Raw genomic sequence first — 20,166 nt, forward strand, 5'->3', positions numbered from 1 at the left:
TTAAAAAATAAACAATAAATTCAATAAAAAATTGTTATTTGATAATTATATGCATGCATAGTATTTTTTATGATAGTTATCATGATTTTATTTATACTTTAGCAATAAATTTACCGGATAATCGAGGAATAATGAAAATAAAAATAATAGGTATAGGAAGTTATATTCCTAATAAAGAAGTAAGCAACACTGACTTTGACAAGCATGTTTTTTTAAATGAAGACGGAACTCCTTTTGGCTACCCAAACGAAGTGGTAATTAAAAAATTTAAAGGTATTACCGGAATTGAAAATCGCCGTTATGCCGAAACTCAACATAACGCATCTGATTTAGCCTTTTTTGCAGCTGAAAGAGCAATTGCAAACGCAGGAATTGATGCTGAAACTCTAGACTACATTATTTTCGCTCATAACTTTGGCGATGTAAAATCTGGAACGCATCAAACGGATATTTTGCCAAGTTTGGCAACTCGTGTTAAAAACAAATTGGCAATTAAAAATCCAAAATGTGTAGCTTATGATATTCTTTTTGGGTGTCCGGGCTGGATTGAGGGCGTTTTGCAAGCGAACGCATTTATTAAGTCTGGAATGGCAAAGCGTGTTTTAGTAATTGGAGCAGAAACGTTGTCAAGAGTTGTTGACGATCACGACCGTGATTCGATGATTTATTCTGATGGTGCGGGAGCTTCTATCTTAGAAGCCTCAGAAGATGAAGCTGGTTTATTAGCTTACGAAAGTGCTACTTTTGCTAATGATGAAGCCAACTTTTTATACTTCGGAAAATCATACAATCAAGATTTAGATCCAGATATTAAATACATCAAAATGTACGGGCGAAAAATTTACGAATTTGCTTTAAGCCAAGTTCCATGTGCCATGAAAAACTGTCTTGACAAAAGCGGTATTGGTATTGACGAAGTGAAAAAAATCTTGATTCATCAAGCTAATGAAAAAATGGACGAAGCAATTATTGATCGTTTCTATAAATTATATGATAAAACTGCACCTAAAGATATTATGCCAATGAGCATTCATGACTTAGGAAACAGCAGTGTTGCAACCGTACCAACTTTGTACGATTTATTGATTCAGGGTAAAATCGAAAATCATGAAATCAACAAAGGCGATGTTGTAATTTTTGCTTCGGTTGGAGCGGGAATGAACGTTAATGCTTTTGTATATAGATACTAGTAATCAGTCACAGTTTACAGTCGCAGCAATCAGTTCGACAAACTGTAAACTGCGACTGTAAACTAAAAACTTAAAAAAGTCCGCATCTTAAAATGCGGACTTTTTAGTATATTTGCGCCTTTGCCGTTAAAAACTATAAAATGTACGAAAAAACGTTTCCCAATAAAAGATTCAAACTTACTTTAGAATTTTTACAAAAACATATCAAAACGTCTGAAACTATTCTTGATTTAGGAGTTGAAAATCCGTTTTCAAAAATCATGAAAGAAGCTGGATATTCAGTAAAAAATACAACTGGCGAAGATTTAGATTTAGACCAAAGTGTTTTCAAAAATGACACTCAAAATGTTGTAACTGCATTCGAAATTTTCGAGCATTTATTAAATCCGTTTACAATTTTAAGCGAAATTAAATCAGACAAACTATTAATTTCAATTCCGATGCGTTTATGGTTTTCTCCGGCATATCGTTCTAAAACAGATATGTGGGACAGACATTACCATGAATTTGAAGATTGGCAGTTAGACTGGCTTTTAGAAAAAACCGGCTGGAAAATCGTCGACAGGCAAAAGTGGACAAATCCAGTAAAGAAATTTGGTTTAAGACCATTTTTACGCAGTTTTACTAATAGATACTATATTGTTTACGCTGAGAAAATTTAATTTTAGATTAATGATTTTAGATTTTAGATTTTAGATCATGTAAAACAATCTAAAATTTAAAATCTAAAATCTAAAATTTTTCAAATGAAATATTACATCGTCATTCCCGCGCACAACGAGCAAGATTTAATTGGCTTGACTTTGCAATCTCTGGTCTCGCAAACTGTTTTGCCTTCAAAAGTTGTAGTTGTAAATGACAATTCTACTGATAAAACAGAAGAAATTGTATTGGGATTTGCAAAAGAAAATCCGTTTATTTCTGTTGTAAACAAGACTTCAGATGCGATTCATATGCCGGGAAGCAAAGTAATTCAGGCTTTTCAAAAAGGTTTTGAAACTTTAGATTCTGATTACGATATTATTGTTAAAATAGACGGAGATTTAATTTTTCCTCCCAATTATTTCGAAACCATAATCAAACATTTTGAATCTGATTCGAAAATTGGAATGGCGGGCGGATTTTGTTATATTGATAAAAACGGCGAATGGGTTTTAGAAAATCTAACCGATAAGGATCATATTCGCGGCGCACTGAAAGCATACAGAAAGGAAACTTTTCAGCAGATTGGAGGTTTAAAACCGGCTATGGGCTGGGACACTGTAGATGAATTGCTTTGTAAATATTACGACTGGAAGATCGTTACAGATTCTTCTTTACATGTAAAACACCTAAAGCCAACTGGCGCAAACTACAATAAAACAGCACGTTATAAACAAGGAGAAGCCTTTTTTACTTTGGGATACGGTTTCTGGATTACAGCAATTGCATCTGCAAAGTTGGCAATAATGAAAAAAAAGCCTTTTCTCTTTTTTGATTATATTAGAGGATTTTGGAAAGCTAAAAAAGCCAAAACTCCTTTATTAGTTACCCCTGAACAAGCTAAATTTATTAGAAATTATCGTTTTCAAAAAATGAAACAAAAGTTAATTTGATTGGTTAAACAACCGAAAAACTTGAACTCATAACCCAAAACTCATAACTTCTTTTTACCTTAGCCAATATTTGTAAAACTATGATGCTTATTCGTTATTTATCTCAAATCGGAAGATATTTTTTAATGCTGAAAGAAATTTTCAATAAACAGACGAAATGGCCTGTTATGAGAAATTTAATTTTCAAAGAAATCGACGATTTAATTATCGACTCACTTGGCATCGTTTGCTTCATTTCTTTCTTCGTTGGAGGTGTTGTTGCTATTCAGACAGCCTTAAATTTAACAAACCCTTTAATTCCAAAATATTTAATTGGTTTTGCAACGCGCCAATCTGTAATTCTGGAGTTTGCTCCTACTTTTATTTCAGTTATTATGGCCGGAAAAATGGGATCCTTTATTACCTCTAGTATTGGTACAATGCGTGTAACAGAGCAAATAGATGCATTAGAAGTTATGGGAGTTAATTCACTTAACTATTTGGTATTTCCTAAAATAATTGCTTTGCTATTGTATCCTTTTGTTATTGGAATCAGTATGTTTTTAGGGATTTTTGGAGGATGGCTTGCAGGTGTTTATGGAGGATTTACAACCAGTGCCGCTTTTATAGATGGTGCACAAATGGATTTTATTCCGTTTCACATCGTATACGCTTTCATCAAAACCTTAATTTTCGCAATGTTATTGGCAACAATACCATCATTTCACGGTTATTATATGAAAGGCGGGGCTTTAGAAGTTGGTAAAGCAAGTACAGTCGCGTTTGTTTGGACAGCTGTTTCGATCATTCTGTTTAATTATATACTAACACAATTGTTACTAGGATCATGATAGAAGTAAAAAATGTAGAAAAATCATTTGGTGACAGCAAGGTTTTAAAAGGCGTTTCGACCGTTTTTGAAACTGGAAAAACCAATTTGATTATTGGACAAAGTGGATCTGGAAAAACTGTTTTATTAAAAAGTTTATTAGGAATTCATACACCTGAATCAGGAACAATAGAATTTGACGGTAGAGTTTATTCTGAACTAAATCCGGATGAAAAAAGAGAACTGAGAACTGAAATCGGAATGGTTTTTCAAGGAAGTGCTTTGTTTGACTCAATGACTGTTGCAGAAAATGTTGCTTTCCCTTTAAAAATGTTTACAAATGACAACAAGGCTAAAATTAAAGAACGTGTTGATTTTGTTTTAGAAAGAGTTAACCTAGTTGAGGCACATAAAAAATTGCCATCAGAGATTTCTGGAGGTATGCAGAAACGTGTTGCAATTGCCCGTGCGATTGTAAACAACCCAAAGTACTTATTTTGTGATGAACCAAACTCTGGTCTAGATCCAAATACTTCGACTTTGATTGATAATTTGATCCAGGAAATCACTAAAGAATACAATATCACAACCGTAATTAATACGCACGATATGAACTCGGTAATGGAAATTGGCGAAAATATCGTATTCTTAAAAAAAGGAATAAAAGCTTGGCAAGGAACTAAAGAAGAAATCTTTAGAACTGACAATAAAGACATTGTGAAATTTGTTTATTCTTCGAACTTATTCAAAAAAGTACGTGAAGCGTATTTAAAAGGTTAGAATCTTTTTCAAATTCCAAATAAAAAATCCAAATTCCAATCTATAAAAATTGGGATTTGGATTTTTTTATTCACTATTTATATTCTTTATGAAGTCCAAATCCCAACGTTATCCCTACTCCAACAAAAGTATTTTTAGCTATTGAACCAAAGAGCTTAATTCCGACACTTGGAATCATTGTATTAAATACTAAATTTGATCTTCTTTTTGAGTAAAACCACTTATAATTTGCTTCAAAAGGAACACCGTAAAAATATTTATTCCTAGAATATCGATTGCCTTCCTCATCTCTTTTTATAAGCTCGAAGCTATTATAATTTATTCCCGCCGAAATACTATAAGAATGACTTTCTTTTAACCATCTTCTGCCAAACAATAAAGCAAATTCATTGTTATCTTCTGTTTTGTCAAATGCTGGAATAATATAGGTTTCTTCTTTTTTTGTGTAACCAACTGCATTTGTATATCTAAAACTAAAAAGATTTTTTCCTGCTTGATAATTTAATTCTGCACCGCCTGCAACACCAGTAGTATGAACAACAGCAAATCCTCCAAATGCTTCAGCATATACAATTGGATTTGATTTTTCTTTTACCGCGGAATCTTCAACTTCTTGAGCCTGTATAGAGTTTGAAAAAAGTAAAACGAGCAAAATTCTAAGTAGATTTTTTATCATAATCATTTATTAACTTATTTATAAAGATCCTAGTATTTTATAAATATAAGACAAATCGCATGTTATATTTAGGTAAATTATAAACAAAGAAAATCCCAAATTCCATTTTAATAAATTGGGATTTGGGATTTATTTATTGAATATTTATCAACTCAACTTCCGCATTTGGATTGAAGAGGTATGTTTTACCTGAACTTATTTCAATACATTCAAAACGTTTTGTCCTGACGGCTAATTTCTTGAATATTTTACCGTTTTTGATTCTGAAAACACTTCCGTACGGAATTTCAAAAACATAATTTTTATCATTGCCTGCGTCATATTGTTTTAATGCTAAAGACAAAGTTGTGTCTGTATCACTGCTGGCAGAAGGATTTTTAAAATGGCGCGCCAATAAAGGCAATATATTTCCGGGAAAAATCTCCGGGCGAATAAAAGGAACCATCATTCTCTGAAATGTATATTTCCATTCACTCCCATGAGGTTTTATATTCCGTCCAAACTTTTCAAAGGCTACTAAATGGGAGATTTCATGAATCAGCGTAATCAAAAAACGGTATTTATTTAAACTCGCATTTACCGTAATTTCATGTTTACCACTTGGTCCTCTTCTATAATCCCCATGACGCGTTTGGCGTTCATTTACGATTTTAAGATGAACCTGATTGGCAACAATCAATTCAAAAACAGGCTTTACAGCATGTTCGGGTATATATCTTGCTAGAGTTTCGTTCAATTTTTAAGTGAAATGTTATTTGTTAAAAGTAAAAAGTTTAAAATTGGAATTTGGAATTTATTTTTTGGAATTTAATCTACGGATTTGTCGACGAAACCTCCAAAACCTTTCCGTTAAAATATTTATTCCCATTAAGTGTAAAATCATAAATATAAGTTGCCATTCCTTCAGCAGAAATTGGCGCCTGATAACCTGGAAAAGCTTCTTGTAACATTTCAGTCTGCACAGAACCCAAAGCTAGAACATTAAAGGAGATACCACGTTCTTTATATTCCTCAGCTAATAATTCAGTCAACGTAATAACAGCACCTTTGCTAGAACTGTACGCTGCTAATCCGGCAAACTTAAGACTTCCTCTCACGCCTCCAATTGAACTTATTGTAACAACGTGACTGCCAATTTCTAAATACGGTAAACAAATTCTGGTAAGATTTGCTACTGCAAAAACATTCACTTTATAAATACTTTCAAAATCAGCTTGAGTGGTTTCTGCAAAAGGTTTTAATAACAAAGCTCCAGCGTTATGAACTACTGCATCTACTTTTTTCCAAGTCGAAGAAAGAAAACGGTCTACTTCCTGCAAAGCCGTTTCATCCGCCAAATCAACTGAAAGACAAGTTACATTTTGATGTTCTAAAAGTGTTTGAGGTGTTTTTCTAGAAATGGCTAAAACCTGATGGCCTGCATTTGCAAACTGCAATGCCAATTCGTAACCAATTCCTCTGCTCGTTCCGGTAACAATAATATTTTTCATGAAGCAAAAATAAGCAAATCCAATAAAAAGAAGGTTTATTTATTCATGGTAATTTCTTCTGTTGGCGAAACACTTATTTGAGTTACAGCAGGCAATAATTCTTGAATAAAAGAAGTCATATGTGCAATATCCATCACTTTAAATTCATCTGAAACATGATGATAAAATTCAAAATTCTCAAAATCAAAAGTACTTAAGGATTGGCAAGGCTTACCGAAAGCTTCAAAAAAAGAATAATTATCTGATCTATAAAACAATTTATATTCTGCTTCTTTCGGTAAAAAACCAATAGTCTTTTTTCCTGTATATTCATTTATCTTTTCGGCCATATTTGATTTGTCAAAACCTGTAATATAAGCCAGATAATCGCGTTTCATTGGCACTCCGATCATTTCGATATTCAACTGGGTGTAGAGATTGAAATCTTTCTTTTTCAATTTCTGAACCAAACTTTTAGATCCTAATAAACCTTTTTCTTCTCCAGCAAAAAACACAAAAACAATACTGCGTTTATTCGATTTTGTTTCAGCAAAATATTTTGCCATTTGAGCAACCGCCGTTAGTCCTGAAGCATCATCATTGGCTCCGTTATTAATTACATCTCCTTGTTTATTTTTCTCTACGCCAATATGATCGTAATGCGCACTTAAAACCACAAATTCTTTTTTCAATTCAGGATCAGTTCCTTCTAAAACTCCAACGATATTAAAAGCAGGCGATTTAAAATTAGTAAGTGTGTCACGATATGAGGAGAAATAAGGCTTTATATTGTTCTTTTTAAAAAAATCTTCTAAAAAAACAGCTGCTTTTTCAATTCCCTTTGTGCCAGTTTCGCGTCCTTCCAGCTCATCTGAAGAAAGATATTTTAAGAAATCTGAAACCTCAGATTCTTTTACTTTATAAGCTATCTCTACAGATTTCGAACTTGAGCTCGAAGTTTTTTCAGTAACTGCCGATGGGTTTGATTTACAGCTTACTACTATTAGTGGCAAAAGAAGAAAGTAAAGTTTTTTCATAATAATAGGATTGAATTTATATTTTGAAGAATTAAGTAACTGATTTAAGGCAATACTTCTGAAAAGTAAAAAAAATATTCCATAAAAAAACCCTTTCGCACCTAAAATGGCTGAAAGGGTTTTTGATATTAATTGAAATCGAATTATCCTGCAATAACAGATCTTGAAATTACAATTTTCTGAATTTCAGATGTTCCTTCATAAATCTGAGTAATTTTAGCATCGCGCATAAAACGTTCTACGTGATATTCTTTTACATAACCGTTTCCACCATGAATTTGAACGGCTTCTACAGCAGTATCCATAGCTACTTGCGAAGCAAATAATTTTGCCATTGCACCGCTTACATCATAATTTTTATGCTGGTCTTTGTCCCAAGCTGCTTTCATACACAAATGACGTGCTGCTTCGATATTAACAGCCATATCTGCTAATTTAAAAGCAATGGCTTGGTGATTGCAGATTTCTGTTCCAAAAGCTTTTCGTTCTTTAGAATATTTCAAAGCTAGTTCATAAGCTCCAGATGCAATTCCTAATGCTTGAGACGCGATTCCGATACGGCCTCCAGCAAGTGTTTTCATGGCAAATTTAAACCCGAAACCATCCTCGCCAATTCTATTTTCTTTTGGAACTTTTACATCACTAAACATTAAAGAGTGCGTATCAGAACCACGTATTCCCATTTTTTGTTCTTTTGGGCCAACAGAAAAACCTGGCATGTCTTTCGTCATGATCAAAGCATTGATTCCTTTATGCTTTTTCTCCGGGTGTGTTTGAGCAATTACCAAATAAACAGAAGCTGTATTTCCATTTGTAATCCAGTTTTTAGTTCCGTTTACAATATAATGGTCCCCCATATCAACCGCAGTTGTTTTTTGAGAAGTGGCATCACTTCCTGCTTCTGGTTCGCTTAAACAAAATGCTCCATGAATTTCACCTGAAGCTAAGCCTGGTAAATATTTTTGTTTTTGTTCTTCAGTTCCAAATTCCTGCAAACCCCAGCAAACTAACGAATTGTTAACTGACATTACTACAGAAGCCGAAGCATCTACTTTAGAAATTTCCTCCATTGCAATTACGTATGAAATGGTATCTAGGCCACTTCCTCCATATTTAGGATCAACCATCATTCCCATGAATCCTAATTGTCCCATTTTTTTTACTTGCTCTGTCGGAAAAATTTGTTTTTCGTCGCGTTCAATAACTCCTGCTAACAATTCGTTTTGAGCAAAATCTCTAGCGGCTTGTTGAATCATTAAATGCTCTTCGGTAAGATTGAAATCCATAGTCTTGTTTAGTTTTATTGTTTTCTTAAAAACCAAAATCCAAAAAACTTCGTTAATAGAGATGGTTTTATATTTTTTTATTGTTTTTGTTCTTTTAAACGGCTTTCAAAGATAATTTTTAAAACTTAAATTAACAATGCATGCATATAAAATTAATAGATCAGCAAAGATTACGATAACGTTTTCGTTATAATTCTGAAATTTAGACTAACAGACATCAATCCTGCAATGATTTCTTTAAAATTTAAGAATATAGCTAAGCATAAAAAGGGCAATTACTAAAAAGTTTTAGTAAATTATGGTATAAAAAAAGAGAATTAGAGTTTAAAACACGTAAAACTACGTAAAATAACTCCTACTAATTTGATTATGAAACGAATACAATAAAAAAAAATCACAAAAGCGAAGAAAAAAACATCGCCAATAACAACTTAAAATTAAGAAATTAACATTATTTTTGCTCAAAAATTATAATATCGATAGAATATGAAAAAGATTTTACTATTACTTACATTCCTTTTTAGTCTGCAATTTTCGACAGTTTCTGCACAAGCACAACTAGAGGTAAACGGTGTAACTGTGCCAAGAAAAATTGAAGTTCAAAATAAAACAATGCAACTTAATGGTGCTGGCGGAAGATCTAAAATGTGGTTAGAAGTTTACGTTCAGGCATTATATTTATCGCAATTAAGCCAAGATCCAAAATTTATTATTGACAGTGATACTGAAATGGCTATTAGAATTGAAATTACCTCTTCTATGGTTTCTTCGAACAAATTAACGAAAGCAATGAATGCTGGTTTTGAAAAATCTGCAGGAAGCAATCTTGAGCAATTAAGACCAAGAATTGAGCAGTTTAAAAATTTACTAAGCGATGTAATTACAGAGAAAGATGTATTTATTTTATGGTATAATCCATTTGACCAAACTGTAAACGTTATTAAAAATGATGTTGTAAAAGGAAAAATCCCTGGATTTGATTTCAAACAAGCATTATTTGGAATCTGGCTTTCTGACAAACCAGTTGATGAAACTTTGAAAAAACATTTATTAGGAATATAATTTCTTCAAATAAATCATATATAGCAAAGCCGAAAGCGTAAAGTTTTCGGCTTTCTTTTTTTCTTTAATAAAATTGATACAAAATACATTATTCGCATTATTCTATTTTATACTTTTACACAAACTAAACATATCTCAACAAAATGAAAGATTTATTACAGCAATTTGAAAATAAAGAACCTGAAATTGTTTTTAACTGGAAAGATTCTGAAACTGAAGCTGAAGGATGGACAGTGATTAATTCACTTCGCGGAGGAGCTGCAGGAGGTGGAACCCGAATGAGAAAAGGCTTAGACATGAACGAAGTTTTATCTCTGGCAAAAACAATGGAAGTAAAATTTTCAGTTTCTGGTCCTGCTATTGGAGGTGCTAAATCTGGAATTAACTTTGACCCAAACGATCCTCGTAAAAAAGGAGTTTTACAGCGTTGGTACAAAGCCGTTTCGCCTTTATTAAAAAGTTACTATGGAACTGGCGGTGATTTAAATGTTGATGAAATTCATGAAGTTATTCCGATGACAGAAGAATGTGGTGTTTGGCATCCGCAAGAAGGAGTTTTCAACGGACACTTTAAACCAACTGAAGCGGATAAAATCAACAGAATTGGTCAATTACGTCAAGGTGTAATTAAAGTTATCGAAAACCCAAAATTTTCACCAGATGTAACCAGAAAATATACTGTTGCCGACATGATTACTGGTTATGGCGTTGCAGAAGCTGTTCGTCATTTTTATGCAACTTATGGCGGCGACATAAAAGGTAAAAAAGCAATCGTTCAAGGTTTTGGAAATGTAGGATCTGCAGCAGCTTTTTATTTAGCTGAAATGGGTGCAAAAATAATCGGAATTATTGATCGTGACGGAGGACTAATAAAGGAAGAAGGTTTTTCTTTTGAAGAAATCAGAACCTTGTTTTTAAACAAAGACGGAAACAAATTAGTTGCCGATAATATGATTCCGTTTGAGGAAATCAATTCTAAAATTTGGACAATTGGTGCTGAAATATTTACACCTTGCGCGGCTTCAAGACTGGTAACTAAAAATCAAATTGACAGTTTAATTTCAAATGGATTAGAAGTAATTTCATGCGGAGCGAATGTTCCTTTTGCTGATGCTGCAATTTTCTTCGGTCCAATTATGGAAGAAATAGATCATAAAGTAAGTTTGATTCCTGATTTTATTTCGAACTGCGGAATGGCAAGAGTTTTTGCTTATTTCATGGAGAAAAAAGTTCAAATGACAGATGAGGCTATTTTTAATGATACTTCAGAAATTATAAAAAATGCGATTGTTAAGGCTCACGCTTTAAATCCATCAAAAACAAATATCAGTGCAACTGCATTTGAAATTGCATTGAAACAATTAGTATAATTTTTTTTATACTTTCATTTCTAAGCGGGCTAATTTTTAGCTCGCTTTTTTCATTTAACCTTAAAAGTTAACAAAGGTTTATGTAAAATTTCCTATAGCTTTAAGATCGCTACAAGTAAGTTGGACTAAAGTCCCGCATTATAATATGTTCCTTTCGAACTGCAAATCGCGTTATAAAGAAAAATTTTGTGGCTCTGCTACTTTGCAAGAAATAATTTAGCGTAACTTGTTTAAACCTTCGAACTTTGCGATTAAATTCTCTCTTTCATTCTAAACAATTTTTACTACTTTTAAACGTTTAAATCATATAATAAATTTATACAATAATGAGTTCGCCATTAAAAAACAATAGTCGTCTTATACTTCTTTTTTTCGGATTGCTTTTTGCCCCTATATTAAATTCTTCGCTTTCTGACAAAAAGAAATCTCTTATAATGTCGACCATTATTTGTGGCTTACTAATTTTATTAATGTTTTTCATCCGTTTTTGGCCACCATACAATCCAGAAAACAATGTTGCTCTTGCTGACGGTGGCGGCGGTGGCGGCGGTGTAACAGTAAATTTTGGAGACAGCGACTTAGGTTCTGGAGCCAATTACAAAAGTGAAGTTTTAGAAATAAAAAACGAAACTAAGCAAGCTCCTGCAAAAGCAACTCCAGAAGAAGCTACAATTACACAAGAAAATTCGACACCTACTGAAGAAGATGTAATTATTCCTGTAAAAGAAAAACCTAAAAAAACAACTCCAGTTGTAAAACCGGAAGCAAAACCAGTTCCTCAAAAACCAAAAGTTTCGAATTCTACAAATGACGCTTTATCGAGCATTTTAAAAGGATCTAACAAAGGCGGAGACGGAGATGATAAAGCGGCAGGAAATAAAGGAAAAGCGAACGGAAGTTTAGGATCAAATGGCTATTACGGCAGTGGTGGTTCTGGTGGTGGAACAAGCGGAGGAAACGGAACCGGAAATGGCATTGGTACAGGAAGCGGTTACGGCGCCGGAAGCGGTGGCAGTTCTGGCGGTGGATCAGGATATTTATTAGGAAACAGAAAAGCATTATCTAAACCTGCACCAAAATATACCTGCAACGAAGAAGGAAAAGTAGTTGTTGAAGTAACCGTTGACCAAAACGGAAAAACTATAAGCGCTACTGCTGGTGTAAAAGGAACAACCAATACTGCAAGTTGTTTATTAGAACAAGCCAAAATTGCCGCATTAAATACAAAATGGTCGGCAGATGCAAATGCTGCTGCCAAACAAGTGGGGAAAATTATTTATAATTTTAGTTTGGATTAAAAACACGAATTTCACAGATTTTCACAAATTAAAAAAAGGCTTTTTGAAATATATTAGAAAGCCTTTTTTTTATTTTATTTCGTTTAGTTTGTCATTTCGACCGAAGAGAGAAATCACACTAGAGAAGCAATAGAGGATTAACTTTTGTTTGTGAGTCTTTGGTGTGATTTCTCTCTTCGGTCGAAATGGCAAGATTACCTACTATTTCAAGCATAGTTTGCTTTTTGTTGTGAGATTTGCTTCGTTTTGCAATGATTGAGTAAGATCGTGTTATATGCGTGAGGGATAGGAGCTGGCTACCGAAGTAGCGCGGATAGCCCGACCGAAATAAAAAAATGGGCGAATCAACGTTATGCTGATTGGCCCATTTTTTTATTGTGGTCACGCCCTAATGATCGTTTACTTCGGGCTCGTGGCAATTACAAATTTCAGGTTGTTCTTTACTCCTATTTGCAGTACATCGACTAAATCTTGTACTTGCAAATTAAACGGAATTCGAACTACAACGGTTTGTTCTTTGTCTGCCCCTATTTTAGCCATCAAGCTAGTTTCTAAATTTTCGAACTCAACTGGCTCTTTGTCGATATAGAATTTTTTATCTTCGGTAACTGATAAACTGATCAGCTGTTTGTTTGTTTTTTCATTTGATTTCGCTTTCGGCAAAGTCATTTTTATAACATTAGGATTTGCAAGCGTTGAAATAATAAGGAAAAACAACAGCAAGAAAAACATAATATCACTTAACGATGAAGTCGCTACTTCGGCATGAAACCTTCTTTTTCTCTTGATAGACATACCTTAAGATCTTTGAATTATATTAACAAATTCTAATATTTGTTTCTGAATTTTTAAAGCAAAATCATCTATTTTTCCGTTTAATAAGTGGTACGCACTATAAGCAATAATACCTACAATAAGTCCAGAACCGGAACTGATCATTTTTTCATACAAACCTCCCGAAATATTTCCGATACTAATATTCTCGGTAACCGAAATGCTGTAAAAAATCTTAATAACCCCAGAAATAGTTCCGATGAAACCTAAAGTTGGTGCAATACCTGCAATAAGTCCGAGATGACCTAAGCGTCTTTCCATTTCGCCAATTTCAATATCAGCTGCGCGGTCCATGTTTGATTCAATTTCTGCAATTGGTCTTCCAATTACCAAAACCCCTTCTTTCAAAATATTTCCAGCTGCAGTATCACTTCTTTCTACAATTGTTCTTGCCAATTCTATATTTCCAGAATTTAATTTATCTCCAACATCTTTTATCAATCTAGGATCAATTTTCGAAGCAGTTTTAATATATAAATAACGTTCAAAAATTACATAAATAGTATAAAAGAGCAAAAGTGCGATTGGGATAAGAAAAAAACCTCCCTTTAAGATAAAATCTAAAACTGAGATTTCAGTATTTGGTGCAATTTTTTCGATAACTACGTTAGATGCAGCCTTTGCGATGGTGTCTGTTTGTAATTGAATAAAACTAAACATATATTAATTCTGGTTTTTAATAATTAATTCTAAAAAATATTTGAAATTTGCAATAAAGATAATTTTCGCTGTAATATAAAACTAAAAAAATCGGAAATTATTTCAATCTACAACTATTTTATCCAAAATAAATGAACTATCAAGAAACTACAAATTGGATGTTTAATCAACTTCCAATGTATCAGCTTCAAGGAGCCTCTGCTTACAAAGAAGATTTAACCAATATTAAAATATTGGCGGCACATCTTGATAATCCGCAAAATAAGCTAAAATGCATACACGTCGCGGGCACAAACGGAAAGGGTTCTACTTCGCATATGCTGGCTTCGGTTTTGCAGGAATCAGGATATAAAGTTGGCTTGTACACTTCTCCACATTTAAAAGATTTTAGAGAACGAATTAAAATTAACGGAGAAGAAATTTCAGAAGATTTTGTTATTGAATTTGTAGCAAAACACAAAAGTTTTTTTGAAGCAAATGATATGAGTTTCTTCGAAATGTCTGTGGGTTTGGCTTTTGATTATTTTGTTTCAGAAAAAGTAGACATCGCCATTATTGAAGTAGGTTTAGGGGGAAGATTAGATGCTACCAATATTATTACTCCTTTGGTTTCTGTTATTACAAACATCGATTTGGATCATACGCAGTTTTTAGGAAATACGCCCACAGCAATTGCAGGCGAAAAAGCCGGAATTATTAAACCTAATGTTCCAGTTGTTATTGGCGAATATACAACTGAAACACAGCCTGTTTTTTTGGCTAAAGCCGAGGAAAACAAAGCTCCTATCTATTTTGCTTCGGATTTAATTTCAGAAGTTTACCCATCAGATCTAATTGGAGATTATCAATTTCATAATAAAAAAACAGTGCAGCAAACGATTGCAGTTTTGAATGCAAAAACTGAATTTAAAGTCTCTGATAAAAATCTAAAAACGGGTTTGTTAAAAGTGGTAAAAAATACCGGTTTGCAGGGAAGATGGCAACAACTTGGTGAAAACCCTAAGATTATTTGTGACACTGCACACAACAAACATGGACTGGCAGTTGTTATGAATCAGATTCAGAAAGAAACTTTTGAAAATCTGCATATTGTTCTAGGAGTCGTAAATGATAAAGACTTGGATTCGATTTTACCGCTCTTTCCTAAAAAAGCACAATATTATTTTTGCAGGCCAAATTCTGCCAGAGGCTTAGAAACCGAAATACTAAAAGAAACTGCAAAAAAATATGATTTGACAGGAGAAAAATACAATTCGGTCGAAAGTGCATTCTCTGCTGCGAAGAAAAACGCCAAAGAAAATGATTTTATTTACATTGGCGGAAGCACTTTTGTTGTTGCAGAATTACCTTTGTAATAACTAAAAGTGCATTTGCACAAAAAAGTTCAAAAAATTGATTTTATAATAAATTCAATGCCAGCAAGATATATCAGTTCTTAAAAAAAGTTAAAATATTTCGAAGATTTTCTTTGCAGAACTCGAAAACTAGCGTATATTTGCACTCGCAATCACAAAATGATAGCAACCTAGTAAAAATAGGGCGATTAGCTCAGCTGGTTCAGAGCACCTCGTTTACACCGAGGGGGTCGGGGGTTCGAACCCCTCATCGCCCACAAAAAACTCCTTAAAAAATTAAGGAGTTTTTTTTTGCTTTTGAATTTTCTAAGAATATTTAATTCGAAAATTAAACAGCAATCCTTTAGCTGTCAAAGAAAATAAGATCAAAAATGATAATTTCATTAAATTGGAATTTAGTTGTTTTTTTTATTGATGAAATATATTATCAAAGTAATTTTATAGGTATATAAATATCTATTATATGAAGGTTTTCAGGATGCGTTTTAGGATCATTTAAATGACTTAAAAAGAAATTTCGATTATCGGGCTGATAACCATTTTCTTCAAACCATACATCATAAATGTAATTCCAAGTTTTAAAGCATTCAGACATTGGCGCTTCTTTATGAAAAACAGCATATAATCCGCCACTTATTATGGTGTTGCCTATTAATCCTTCTCCAACAATTTTATCTGGTACAGACAAACAAACATCAGCTTGAACCATTCCTGATAAATTTGGATTGCTTCGATAAACAGTCAATGCTTTGGTTTCAGGAAAATTAACTAAATTTCTTGGAGTAGCCCAACTAAACAGCTGTTCAAACATCTTACTAAATGTTTCACTATCATGATTGTGAATATTTAGATTTCTAATGTAAACGACATTAAATTCTTCAAGTTTTTTGATTTTAAAATCAAGATTTACTATTTCACTCATTTGATTCTTTTTTAAATTATCTAATTTGAGCGCAAGGTAACCTTCAATTCTGGACTGCATTTGTCCGATATTGCTATCTATTATACCAATCTTGCTATTTTTGTAAAGCTTGCGCCATTCGCTTGGTGTTATATCTTTAGCTTCGCGAAAACTTCTTGAAAAAGATGAAATGCTCAAAAATCCAGAATCAGAAGCAATTTCATTAATCGTTTTTGAAGGATTGTTCATTAGGAAAAAAAGAGATCTTTCTATTTTTGCATTTTTAATAAAATCATTAATTGTAGTTCCTGTAACCGACTTAAAAATACGATGAAAATGAAATTTTGAAAAATTAGAAAGAGAAGCCAGTTTTTCTAAAGATAGCTCTTCGTTAAGATTTTCTTTAATGTAATCTATACTTTTATTGATCCTAAAGTAATACTCTTTAATAGATTCTTCCTTTTTTGTCATGCTTGTGATTTATACAATATTTTTTGCAATATAGAATAATCTCAACAACTCCTTATTTCTTAAGGAGTATTTTATCTGGTTTCGTAACTTTTCAAGAATGTTTCATAAATTTCATTGGCAAATTTTCTCTCATTTTAAATTTCGTTAGATAATTATATAAAACATTACCCAGAGTTTCTGAAAATAAATAAAGCTCTATTAGAAATAATAGAGCTTTATTTAAAAATATTTAATATCCTTTTTTCTTTAAACACCTTCCTCTTGGCTCATCACCTTCATGAAGTACGATTTCAGAATGCAAAAACGCAGCTGCATCGGCAGAATCTTTCACTTTTACAGCACTTCTTTCTAACATTTCCGATTCAAACTCATTTAAAACACTTTCTCTTAATCCAATTTTTCTCCATTGAGATGAAGGTCTGCATCCTTTTAAGATTCCTCTAGCCAGCATGAGTGCATCCAGCAATGCCTGATTTGCTCCTTGCCCCTTAAATGGACTCATGGGATGAGCAGCATCTCCGATTAGAGTTACTTGTCCAGCTTTCTGCAATAATTCTGAACGAAGTAATTCTCTATCATAAACGGGATAACCAGAAATTTGAGCTGCTTGAGTTGCCTCTATAATTTGCGGAATAGGATCGTGCCACTGAGTTCTGCGACATGCTTCTTCTTTAAGTGCGTTAGAACCTTTAGCGCTTAATTCTTTAGCCTCATCTTCTCTCATAGGAAAGCTAAGTTGCCACATTATGGAGTCTGAAGTATAAGGCATCATATAGATACGCTCATTGCCATTTGCAGTTTGAAATACCGTAGCAGAGTCTAATAACGAATTATTAAGACTTTCAAAATCACTCAAAGGACAAATACCTAAAATTACAATACAATCTAGATAACGCAAAGGAGTAATATCTTCACCAATAATGAATCTTCGAACCGAACTTCGAATACCGTCCGCGCCAACAACAAGATCTGCTTTAAAGGTTTTAATCTCATTGCCCACCTGAAAATTCAGATCAAGACTTCCTTCTTCACTTTCTTTAAAATCCAATAACTGATGTCCCCACTTTAAAGCATCCTGCCCGCCCAGTTGTTCAAGCAATGCTAATCGCAGAGATTGTCGTGCAATATGAATATTTGTACGTTTCTGGGAAGTTTTTCCATCAGACTCCAGCCACTTTCTAATTCCCCATTCACCAATCACTTTTCCTTCTATAGTGTGAACTATATGCCTTGTTGAAACTACTCCTTCTTCTAACGAGAAAATACCCAATCCCTCAATCGCTTTACTTGCTTGCTGTAAGGTAAGCCCATAACCTTGAGAACGAGCTTCGAAATTAATATCGCGCTCATAAAGAGTAAACGGGATTTTACGGTGCAGACAAGCCACAGCCAAGGCCACTCCTCCTATTCCACCACCAATAATGGCAACATTTGGATAGTTTTCTGTGTCCGCCAAGGGAGAAATTGCTGAATGAATTAGTCCAGATCCGCTACAGTTTAAACAAGTATATTGATGACCTTTAGGACGAATTGGAGCTGTACCTCCACCTTTTATTTTTTCAAATTGATCAAGTGCTTTCTGATATTCACGTCGCGTTTTATCGCTAAGTCCTCTGCTTTTTTTTCCGCGTCCATTACATTCTAAACAAATAGTCCAGTTTTCTTTCTTGTGCACTTTTTTCACTTGTTCTTTTTAACTTATTCTGAGCTGGGCTTAATTACAATTTACCTGTTATTAAGTTGCAACAATTTAAGACAAAATATCATTCTTTTTTATTTAGGCTCCCAAAGTTCAATTTTATTACCTTCTGCATCCATAATATGAACAAATTTTCCATAGTCATAAGTTGCAATGTCGTCTAATATGGTTACTCCGTTTTCTTTGAGTTTGATTAAAAGTCCTTCCATATTTTGAACTCGGTAATTAATCATAAAATCTTTTTTAGACGGAGAAAAATATTCATCTCCTTTTTTGAAAGGACACCACTGAAGAGAATTTATTTCTTCGGGTCTGTCAATATTTCTTGATTCAAAACTCGACGAACCCCAGTCACTAATTTCAAATCCTAAATTTTTAGCATACCAGTTTTTTGTTTCTTGTAAATTATCTGAAAAAAAGAAAACACCTCCAATTCCTGTTACTTTTGGCTCAACAGGCGGATTTGAATTGTTTGTTTGATTTTTTGGTTCTTCCATAATTTTAGTTTTTTAGTTGAATAAATATAATAAATAATAATTTTATTTGAGATTAAAATCACTATATCCTTAATTATATTTCCTTCGTCAAACGATCCATTTCTTTCAGCAACGTTGGAATTCTAAATTCGCCCGCCATACTTTCTATTTTCTGAAAAGCATTTTCTAATTCAATTCCAATTGCTGTAACATACAAAGGTTTTACACTTTCGCCTCTAAACAAACTTTTTTTATCTTTTTCAATTGAAGCAAAATTTGTTTTAGCCACCCCAATTATCGGAATTTCCTTGTTTAACTTCTCATATAAATGTCCGCCCAATCCATATCTCTTTTCATCATCTAAATACACAAAACCATCTACAATAATAGCTTCGATATTCTTTAAATCGAATTGATTTAGCAAACTGATAATACAAGGCAACTCTCTTTTATAGAATTCTCCCGGAATATACTCTTCGACATTATCGATTATTTCGGTGTGAATTTTAAAGTTTTTACTTTGGTTCCATTCTATAAATTCAAGGCAGACAGTTTTTGCCTTCCCATCAAAATAATACGTATCAAAAGCTAATATCATAATAGTAGTTTAAATTATAACTGAAAATTTTAAATTGGATTTGAGACAGTTCTTATTTTTATTAAAACTTATTTTACCATAAAAAACAGTAGGCAATAACGCCGTTCCGAGTGCAAGTTTAGAATAATAACTGTTTTCTTCTTCAATTTTTTTATATATTCTAATTAACCCATAATAATTACTCCATAAAAAAATAACGATACAAATAGTAAACATAAAAACAGTTCCAGGTTTGGGATCGTACGTATCTGCTAAAGTAAAATGAAGATGAATGGGATCAATAATGAAATACAACAAAAGAAAATAATGAATATTTTAAGGCAATTTTTAAGTCAAGTTTTAAATCTATTTAGTACAAGGTTTACTTTTAGGTTGATTTTGGTTTTGCTAATATAAATTTATTTTCTTTCTATTATTAAAATTTAACCCTCAACCAAACAAACTGAAAAGCAGTTTTTCCATATTCATTTTTATGGGCAATATAACCGCTATTCGATTCAATACTATTTTAGATAATACAAGCTCAATTCCAAAAACTTCATTTTTTATGGTAAATGATAAAGTATTTCTCAAATATTATTTTAGAAAATGGTGCAAAACG

At 32.9% G+C, this 20,166-nt stretch carries 20 protein-coding genes and 1 tRNA gene; 10 read left to right on the top strand and 11 right to left on the bottom strand.

The genetic code is table 11. The annotated features are described in order from the left end of the window. Positions 1-131 precede the first annotated feature (131 nt). From IR010_RS10675 to IR010_RS10695, 5 genes are all read left to right on the top strand, one after another. On the top strand, positions 132-1,190 hold the full coding sequence (locus IR010_RS10675; protein ID WP_194603659.1) for a 3-oxoacyl-ACP synthase III family protein: 1,059 nt from the start codon (positions 132-134) through the stop codon (positions 1,188-1,190). A gap of 140 nt (positions 1,191-1,330) precedes the next feature. Continuing rightward, on the top strand, positions 1,331-1,852 hold the full coding sequence (locus IR010_RS10680; RefSeq protein WP_029272000.1) for a methyltransferase: 522 nt from the start codon (positions 1,331-1,333) through the stop codon (positions 1,850-1,852). A gap of 84 nt (positions 1,853-1,936) precedes the next feature. Further along, positions 1,937-2,785, top strand: a complete 849-nt coding sequence (locus IR010_RS10685; RefSeq protein WP_194603662.1) for a glycosyltransferase — start codon at positions 1,937-1,939, stop codon at positions 2,783-2,785. 80 nt (positions 2,786-2,865) lie between these two features. Next, positions 2,866-3,615 (top strand): MlaE family ABC transporter permease, encoded by a 750-nt coding sequence (locus IR010_RS10690; RefSeq protein ID WP_029271998.1) that lies wholly within the window; start codon positions 2,866-2,868, stop codon positions 3,613-3,615. After that, positions 3,612-4,373, top strand: a complete 762-nt coding sequence (locus tag IR010_RS10695; protein ID WP_194568844.1) for an ABC transporter ATP-binding protein — start codon at positions 3,612-3,614, stop codon at positions 4,371-4,373. The genes IR010_RS10690 and IR010_RS10695 overlap by 4 nt, the downstream gene beginning before the upstream one ends. A 73-nt stretch (positions 4,374-4,446) precedes the next feature. Here the strand turns inward: IR010_RS10695 and IR010_RS10700 are convergent, their stop codons facing one another. From IR010_RS10700 to IR010_RS10720, 5 genes are all read right to left on the bottom strand, one after another. Continuing rightward, on the bottom strand, positions 4,447-5,049 hold the full coding sequence (locus tag IR010_RS10700; protein ID WP_194603665.1) for a hypothetical protein: 603 nt from the start codon (positions 5,047-5,049) through the stop codon (positions 4,447-4,449). A gap of 133 nt (positions 5,050-5,182) precedes the next feature. Then, the gene (locus IR010_RS10705; protein ID WP_194603668.1) at positions 5,183-5,785 is read right to left on the bottom strand and encodes a SprT-like domain-containing protein; all 603 of its coding nucleotides are present in this window, start codon (positions 5,783-5,785) and stop codon (positions 5,183-5,185) included. A gap of 76 nt (positions 5,786-5,861) precedes the next feature. After that, on the bottom strand, positions 5,862-6,539 hold the full coding sequence (locus IR010_RS10710) for an SDR family NAD(P)-dependent oxidoreductase (RefSeq protein ID WP_194603671.1): 678 nt from the start codon (positions 6,537-6,539) through the stop codon (positions 5,862-5,864). A 35-nt stretch (positions 6,540-6,574) separates the two neighbouring features. Next, a complete protein-coding gene (locus IR010_RS10715) occupies positions 6,575-7,555 on the bottom strand; it encodes a M20/M25/M40 family metallo-hydrolase (RefSeq protein ID WP_194603674.1) in 981 nt (326 codons plus the stop codon). A 143-nt stretch (positions 7,556-7,698) separates the two neighbouring features. Beyond that, a complete protein-coding gene (locus IR010_RS10720; protein WP_029271992.1) occupies positions 7,699-8,841 on the bottom strand; it encodes an acyl-CoA dehydrogenase in 1,143 nt (380 codons plus the stop codon). 486 nt (positions 8,842-9,327) lie between these two features. On the opposite strand from IR010_RS10720, the gene IR010_RS10725 reads away from it, so the two are divergent. From IR010_RS10725 to IR010_RS10735, 3 genes are all read left to right on the top strand, one after another. Then, positions 9,328-9,903: a chalcone isomerase family protein gene (locus tag IR010_RS10725; protein ID WP_029271991.1), complete on the top strand. Its 576-nt coding sequence runs from the start codon at positions 9,328-9,330 to the stop codon at positions 9,901-9,903. Positions 9,904-10,046: 143 nt separating this feature from the next. Next, positions 10,047-11,273: a Glu/Leu/Phe/Val dehydrogenase dimerization domain-containing protein gene (locus IR010_RS10730; protein WP_194568852.1), complete on the top strand. Its 1,227-nt coding sequence runs from the start codon at positions 10,047-10,049 to the stop codon at positions 11,271-11,273. Positions 11,274-11,707: 434 nt separating this feature from the next. Beyond that, positions 11,708-12,571 carry an energy transducer TonB gene (locus IR010_RS10735; RefSeq protein WP_194603676.1) on the top strand — a complete coding sequence of 288 codons (864 nt, stop codon included), beginning with the start codon at positions 11,708-11,710 and terminating at the stop codon, positions 12,569-12,571. Positions 12,572-12,970: 399 nt separating this feature from the next. On the opposite strand, the gene IR010_RS10740 is transcribed toward IR010_RS10735, so the two are convergent. Then, on the bottom strand, positions 12,971-13,366 hold the full coding sequence (locus IR010_RS10740; protein WP_029271988.1) for an ExbD/TolR family protein: 396 nt from the start codon (positions 13,364-13,366) through the stop codon (positions 12,971-12,973). Positions 13,367-13,369: 3 nt separating this feature from the next. Then, positions 13,370-14,065, bottom strand: a complete 696-nt coding sequence (locus IR010_RS10745; protein ID WP_029271987.1) for a MotA/TolQ/ExbB proton channel family protein — start codon at positions 14,063-14,065, stop codon at positions 13,370-13,372. A gap of 131 nt (positions 14,066-14,196) precedes the next feature. Here IR010_RS10745 and IR010_RS10750 point away from each other — a divergent pair, with 131 nt between their 5' ends. Continuing rightward, on the top strand, positions 14,197-15,420 hold the full coding sequence (locus IR010_RS10750; RefSeq protein WP_194603679.1) for a bifunctional folylpolyglutamate synthase/dihydrofolate synthase: 1,224 nt from the start codon (positions 14,197-14,199) through the stop codon (positions 15,418-15,420). A gap of 182 nt (positions 15,421-15,602) precedes the next feature. After that, a tRNA-Val gene (locus tag IR010_RS10755) sits at positions 15,603-15,677 on the top strand. A gap of 170 nt (positions 15,678-15,847) precedes the next feature. Here the strand turns inward: IR010_RS10755 and IR010_RS10760 are convergent. From IR010_RS10760 to IR010_RS10775, 4 genes are all read right to left on the bottom strand, one after another. Beyond that, on the bottom strand, positions 15,848-16,792 hold the full coding sequence (locus IR010_RS10760) for a GyrI-like domain-containing protein (protein WP_194568858.1): 945 nt from the start codon (positions 16,790-16,792) through the stop codon (positions 15,848-15,850). A gap of 229 nt (positions 16,793-17,021) precedes the next feature. Next, positions 17,022-18,476: an FAD-dependent oxidoreductase gene (locus IR010_RS10765; RefSeq protein WP_194603682.1), complete on the bottom strand. Its 1,455-nt coding sequence runs from the start codon at positions 18,474-18,476 to the stop codon at positions 17,022-17,024. Between the two features lie 89 nt (positions 18,477-18,565). Next, positions 18,566-18,988 carry a VOC family protein gene (locus IR010_RS10770; RefSeq protein WP_194603684.1) on the bottom strand — a complete coding sequence of 141 codons (423 nt, stop codon included), beginning with the start codon at positions 18,986-18,988 and terminating at the stop codon, positions 18,566-18,568. A 73-nt stretch (positions 18,989-19,061) separates the two neighbouring features. Continuing rightward, positions 19,062-19,565, bottom strand: a complete 504-nt coding sequence (locus IR010_RS10775) for an endonuclease V (protein ID WP_194603687.1) — start codon at positions 19,563-19,565, stop codon at positions 19,062-19,064. Positions 19,566-20,166: the final 601 nt, after the last annotated feature.

This window comes from Flavobacterium sp. MR2016-29 (genome assembly GCF_015350695.1).
Lineage (GTDB): Bacteria > Bacteroidota > Bacteroidia > Flavobacteriales > Flavobacteriaceae > Flavobacterium.

What these genes read in the sequence shown, in the direction of transcription:
- IR010_RS10675 (WP_194603659.1), top strand. Translation starts at nt 132, where the DNA reads ATGAAAATAAAAATAATAGGTATAGGAAGTTATATTCCTAATAAAGAA.
- IR010_RS10680 (WP_029272000.1), top strand. Translation starts at nt 1,331, where the DNA reads ATGTACGAAAAAACGTTTCCCAATAAAAGATTCAAACTTACTTTAGAA.
- IR010_RS10685 (WP_194603662.1), top strand. Translation starts at nt 1,937, where the DNA reads ATGAAATATTACATCGTCATTCCCGCGCACAACGAGCAAGATTTAATT.
- IR010_RS10690 (WP_029271998.1), top strand. Translation starts at nt 2,866, where the DNA reads ATGATGCTTATTCGTTATTTATCTCAAATCGGAAGATATTTTTTAATG.
- IR010_RS10695 (WP_194568844.1), top strand. Translation starts at nt 3,612, where the DNA reads ATGATAGAAGTAAAAAATGTAGAAAAATCATTTGGTGACAGCAAGGTT.
- IR010_RS10700 (WP_194603665.1), bottom strand. Translation starts at nt 5,049, where the DNA reads ATGATAAAAAATCTACTTAGAATTTTGCTCGTTTTACTTTTTTCAAAC.
- IR010_RS10710 (WP_194603671.1), bottom strand. Translation starts at nt 6,539, where the DNA reads ATGAAAAATATTATTGTTACCGGAACGAGCAGAGGAATTGGTTACGAA.
- IR010_RS10715 (WP_194603674.1), bottom strand. Translation starts at nt 7,555, where the DNA reads ATGAAAAAACTTTACTTTCTTCTTTTGCCACTAATAGTAGTAAGCTGT.
- IR010_RS10720 (WP_029271992.1), bottom strand. Translation starts at nt 8,841, where the DNA reads ATGGATTTCAATCTTACCGAAGAGCATTTAATGATTCAACAAGCCGCT.
- IR010_RS10725 (WP_029271991.1), top strand. Translation starts at nt 9,328, where the DNA reads ATGAAAAAGATTTTACTATTACTTACATTCCTTTTTAGTCTGCAATTT.
- IR010_RS10730 (WP_194568852.1), top strand. Translation starts at nt 10,047, where the DNA reads ATGAAAGATTTATTACAGCAATTTGAAAATAAAGAACCTGAAATTGTT.
- IR010_RS10735 (WP_194603676.1), top strand. Translation starts at nt 11,708, where the DNA reads ATGTCGACCATTATTTGTGGCTTACTAATTTTATTAATGTTTTTCATC.
- IR010_RS10740 (WP_029271988.1), bottom strand. Translation starts at nt 13,366, where the DNA reads ATGTCTATCAAGAGAAAAAGAAGGTTTCATGCCGAAGTAGCGACTTCA.
- IR010_RS10745 (WP_029271987.1), bottom strand. Translation starts at nt 14,065, where the DNA reads ATGTTTAGTTTTATTCAATTACAAACAGACACCATCGCAAAGGCTGCA.
- IR010_RS10750 (WP_194603679.1), top strand. Translation starts at nt 14,197, where the DNA reads ATGAACTATCAAGAAACTACAAATTGGATGTTTAATCAACTTCCAATG.
- IR010_RS10760 (WP_194568858.1), bottom strand. Translation starts at nt 16,792, where the DNA reads ATGACAAAAAAGGAAGAATCTATTAAAGAGTATTACTTTAGGATCAAT.
- IR010_RS10770 (WP_194603684.1), bottom strand. Translation starts at nt 18,988, where the DNA reads ATGGAAGAACCAAAAAATCAAACAAACAATTCAAATCCGCCTGTTGAG.
- IR010_RS10775 (WP_194603687.1), bottom strand. Translation starts at nt 19,565, where the DNA reads ATGATATTAGCTTTTGATACGTATTATTTTGATGGGAAGGCAAAAACT.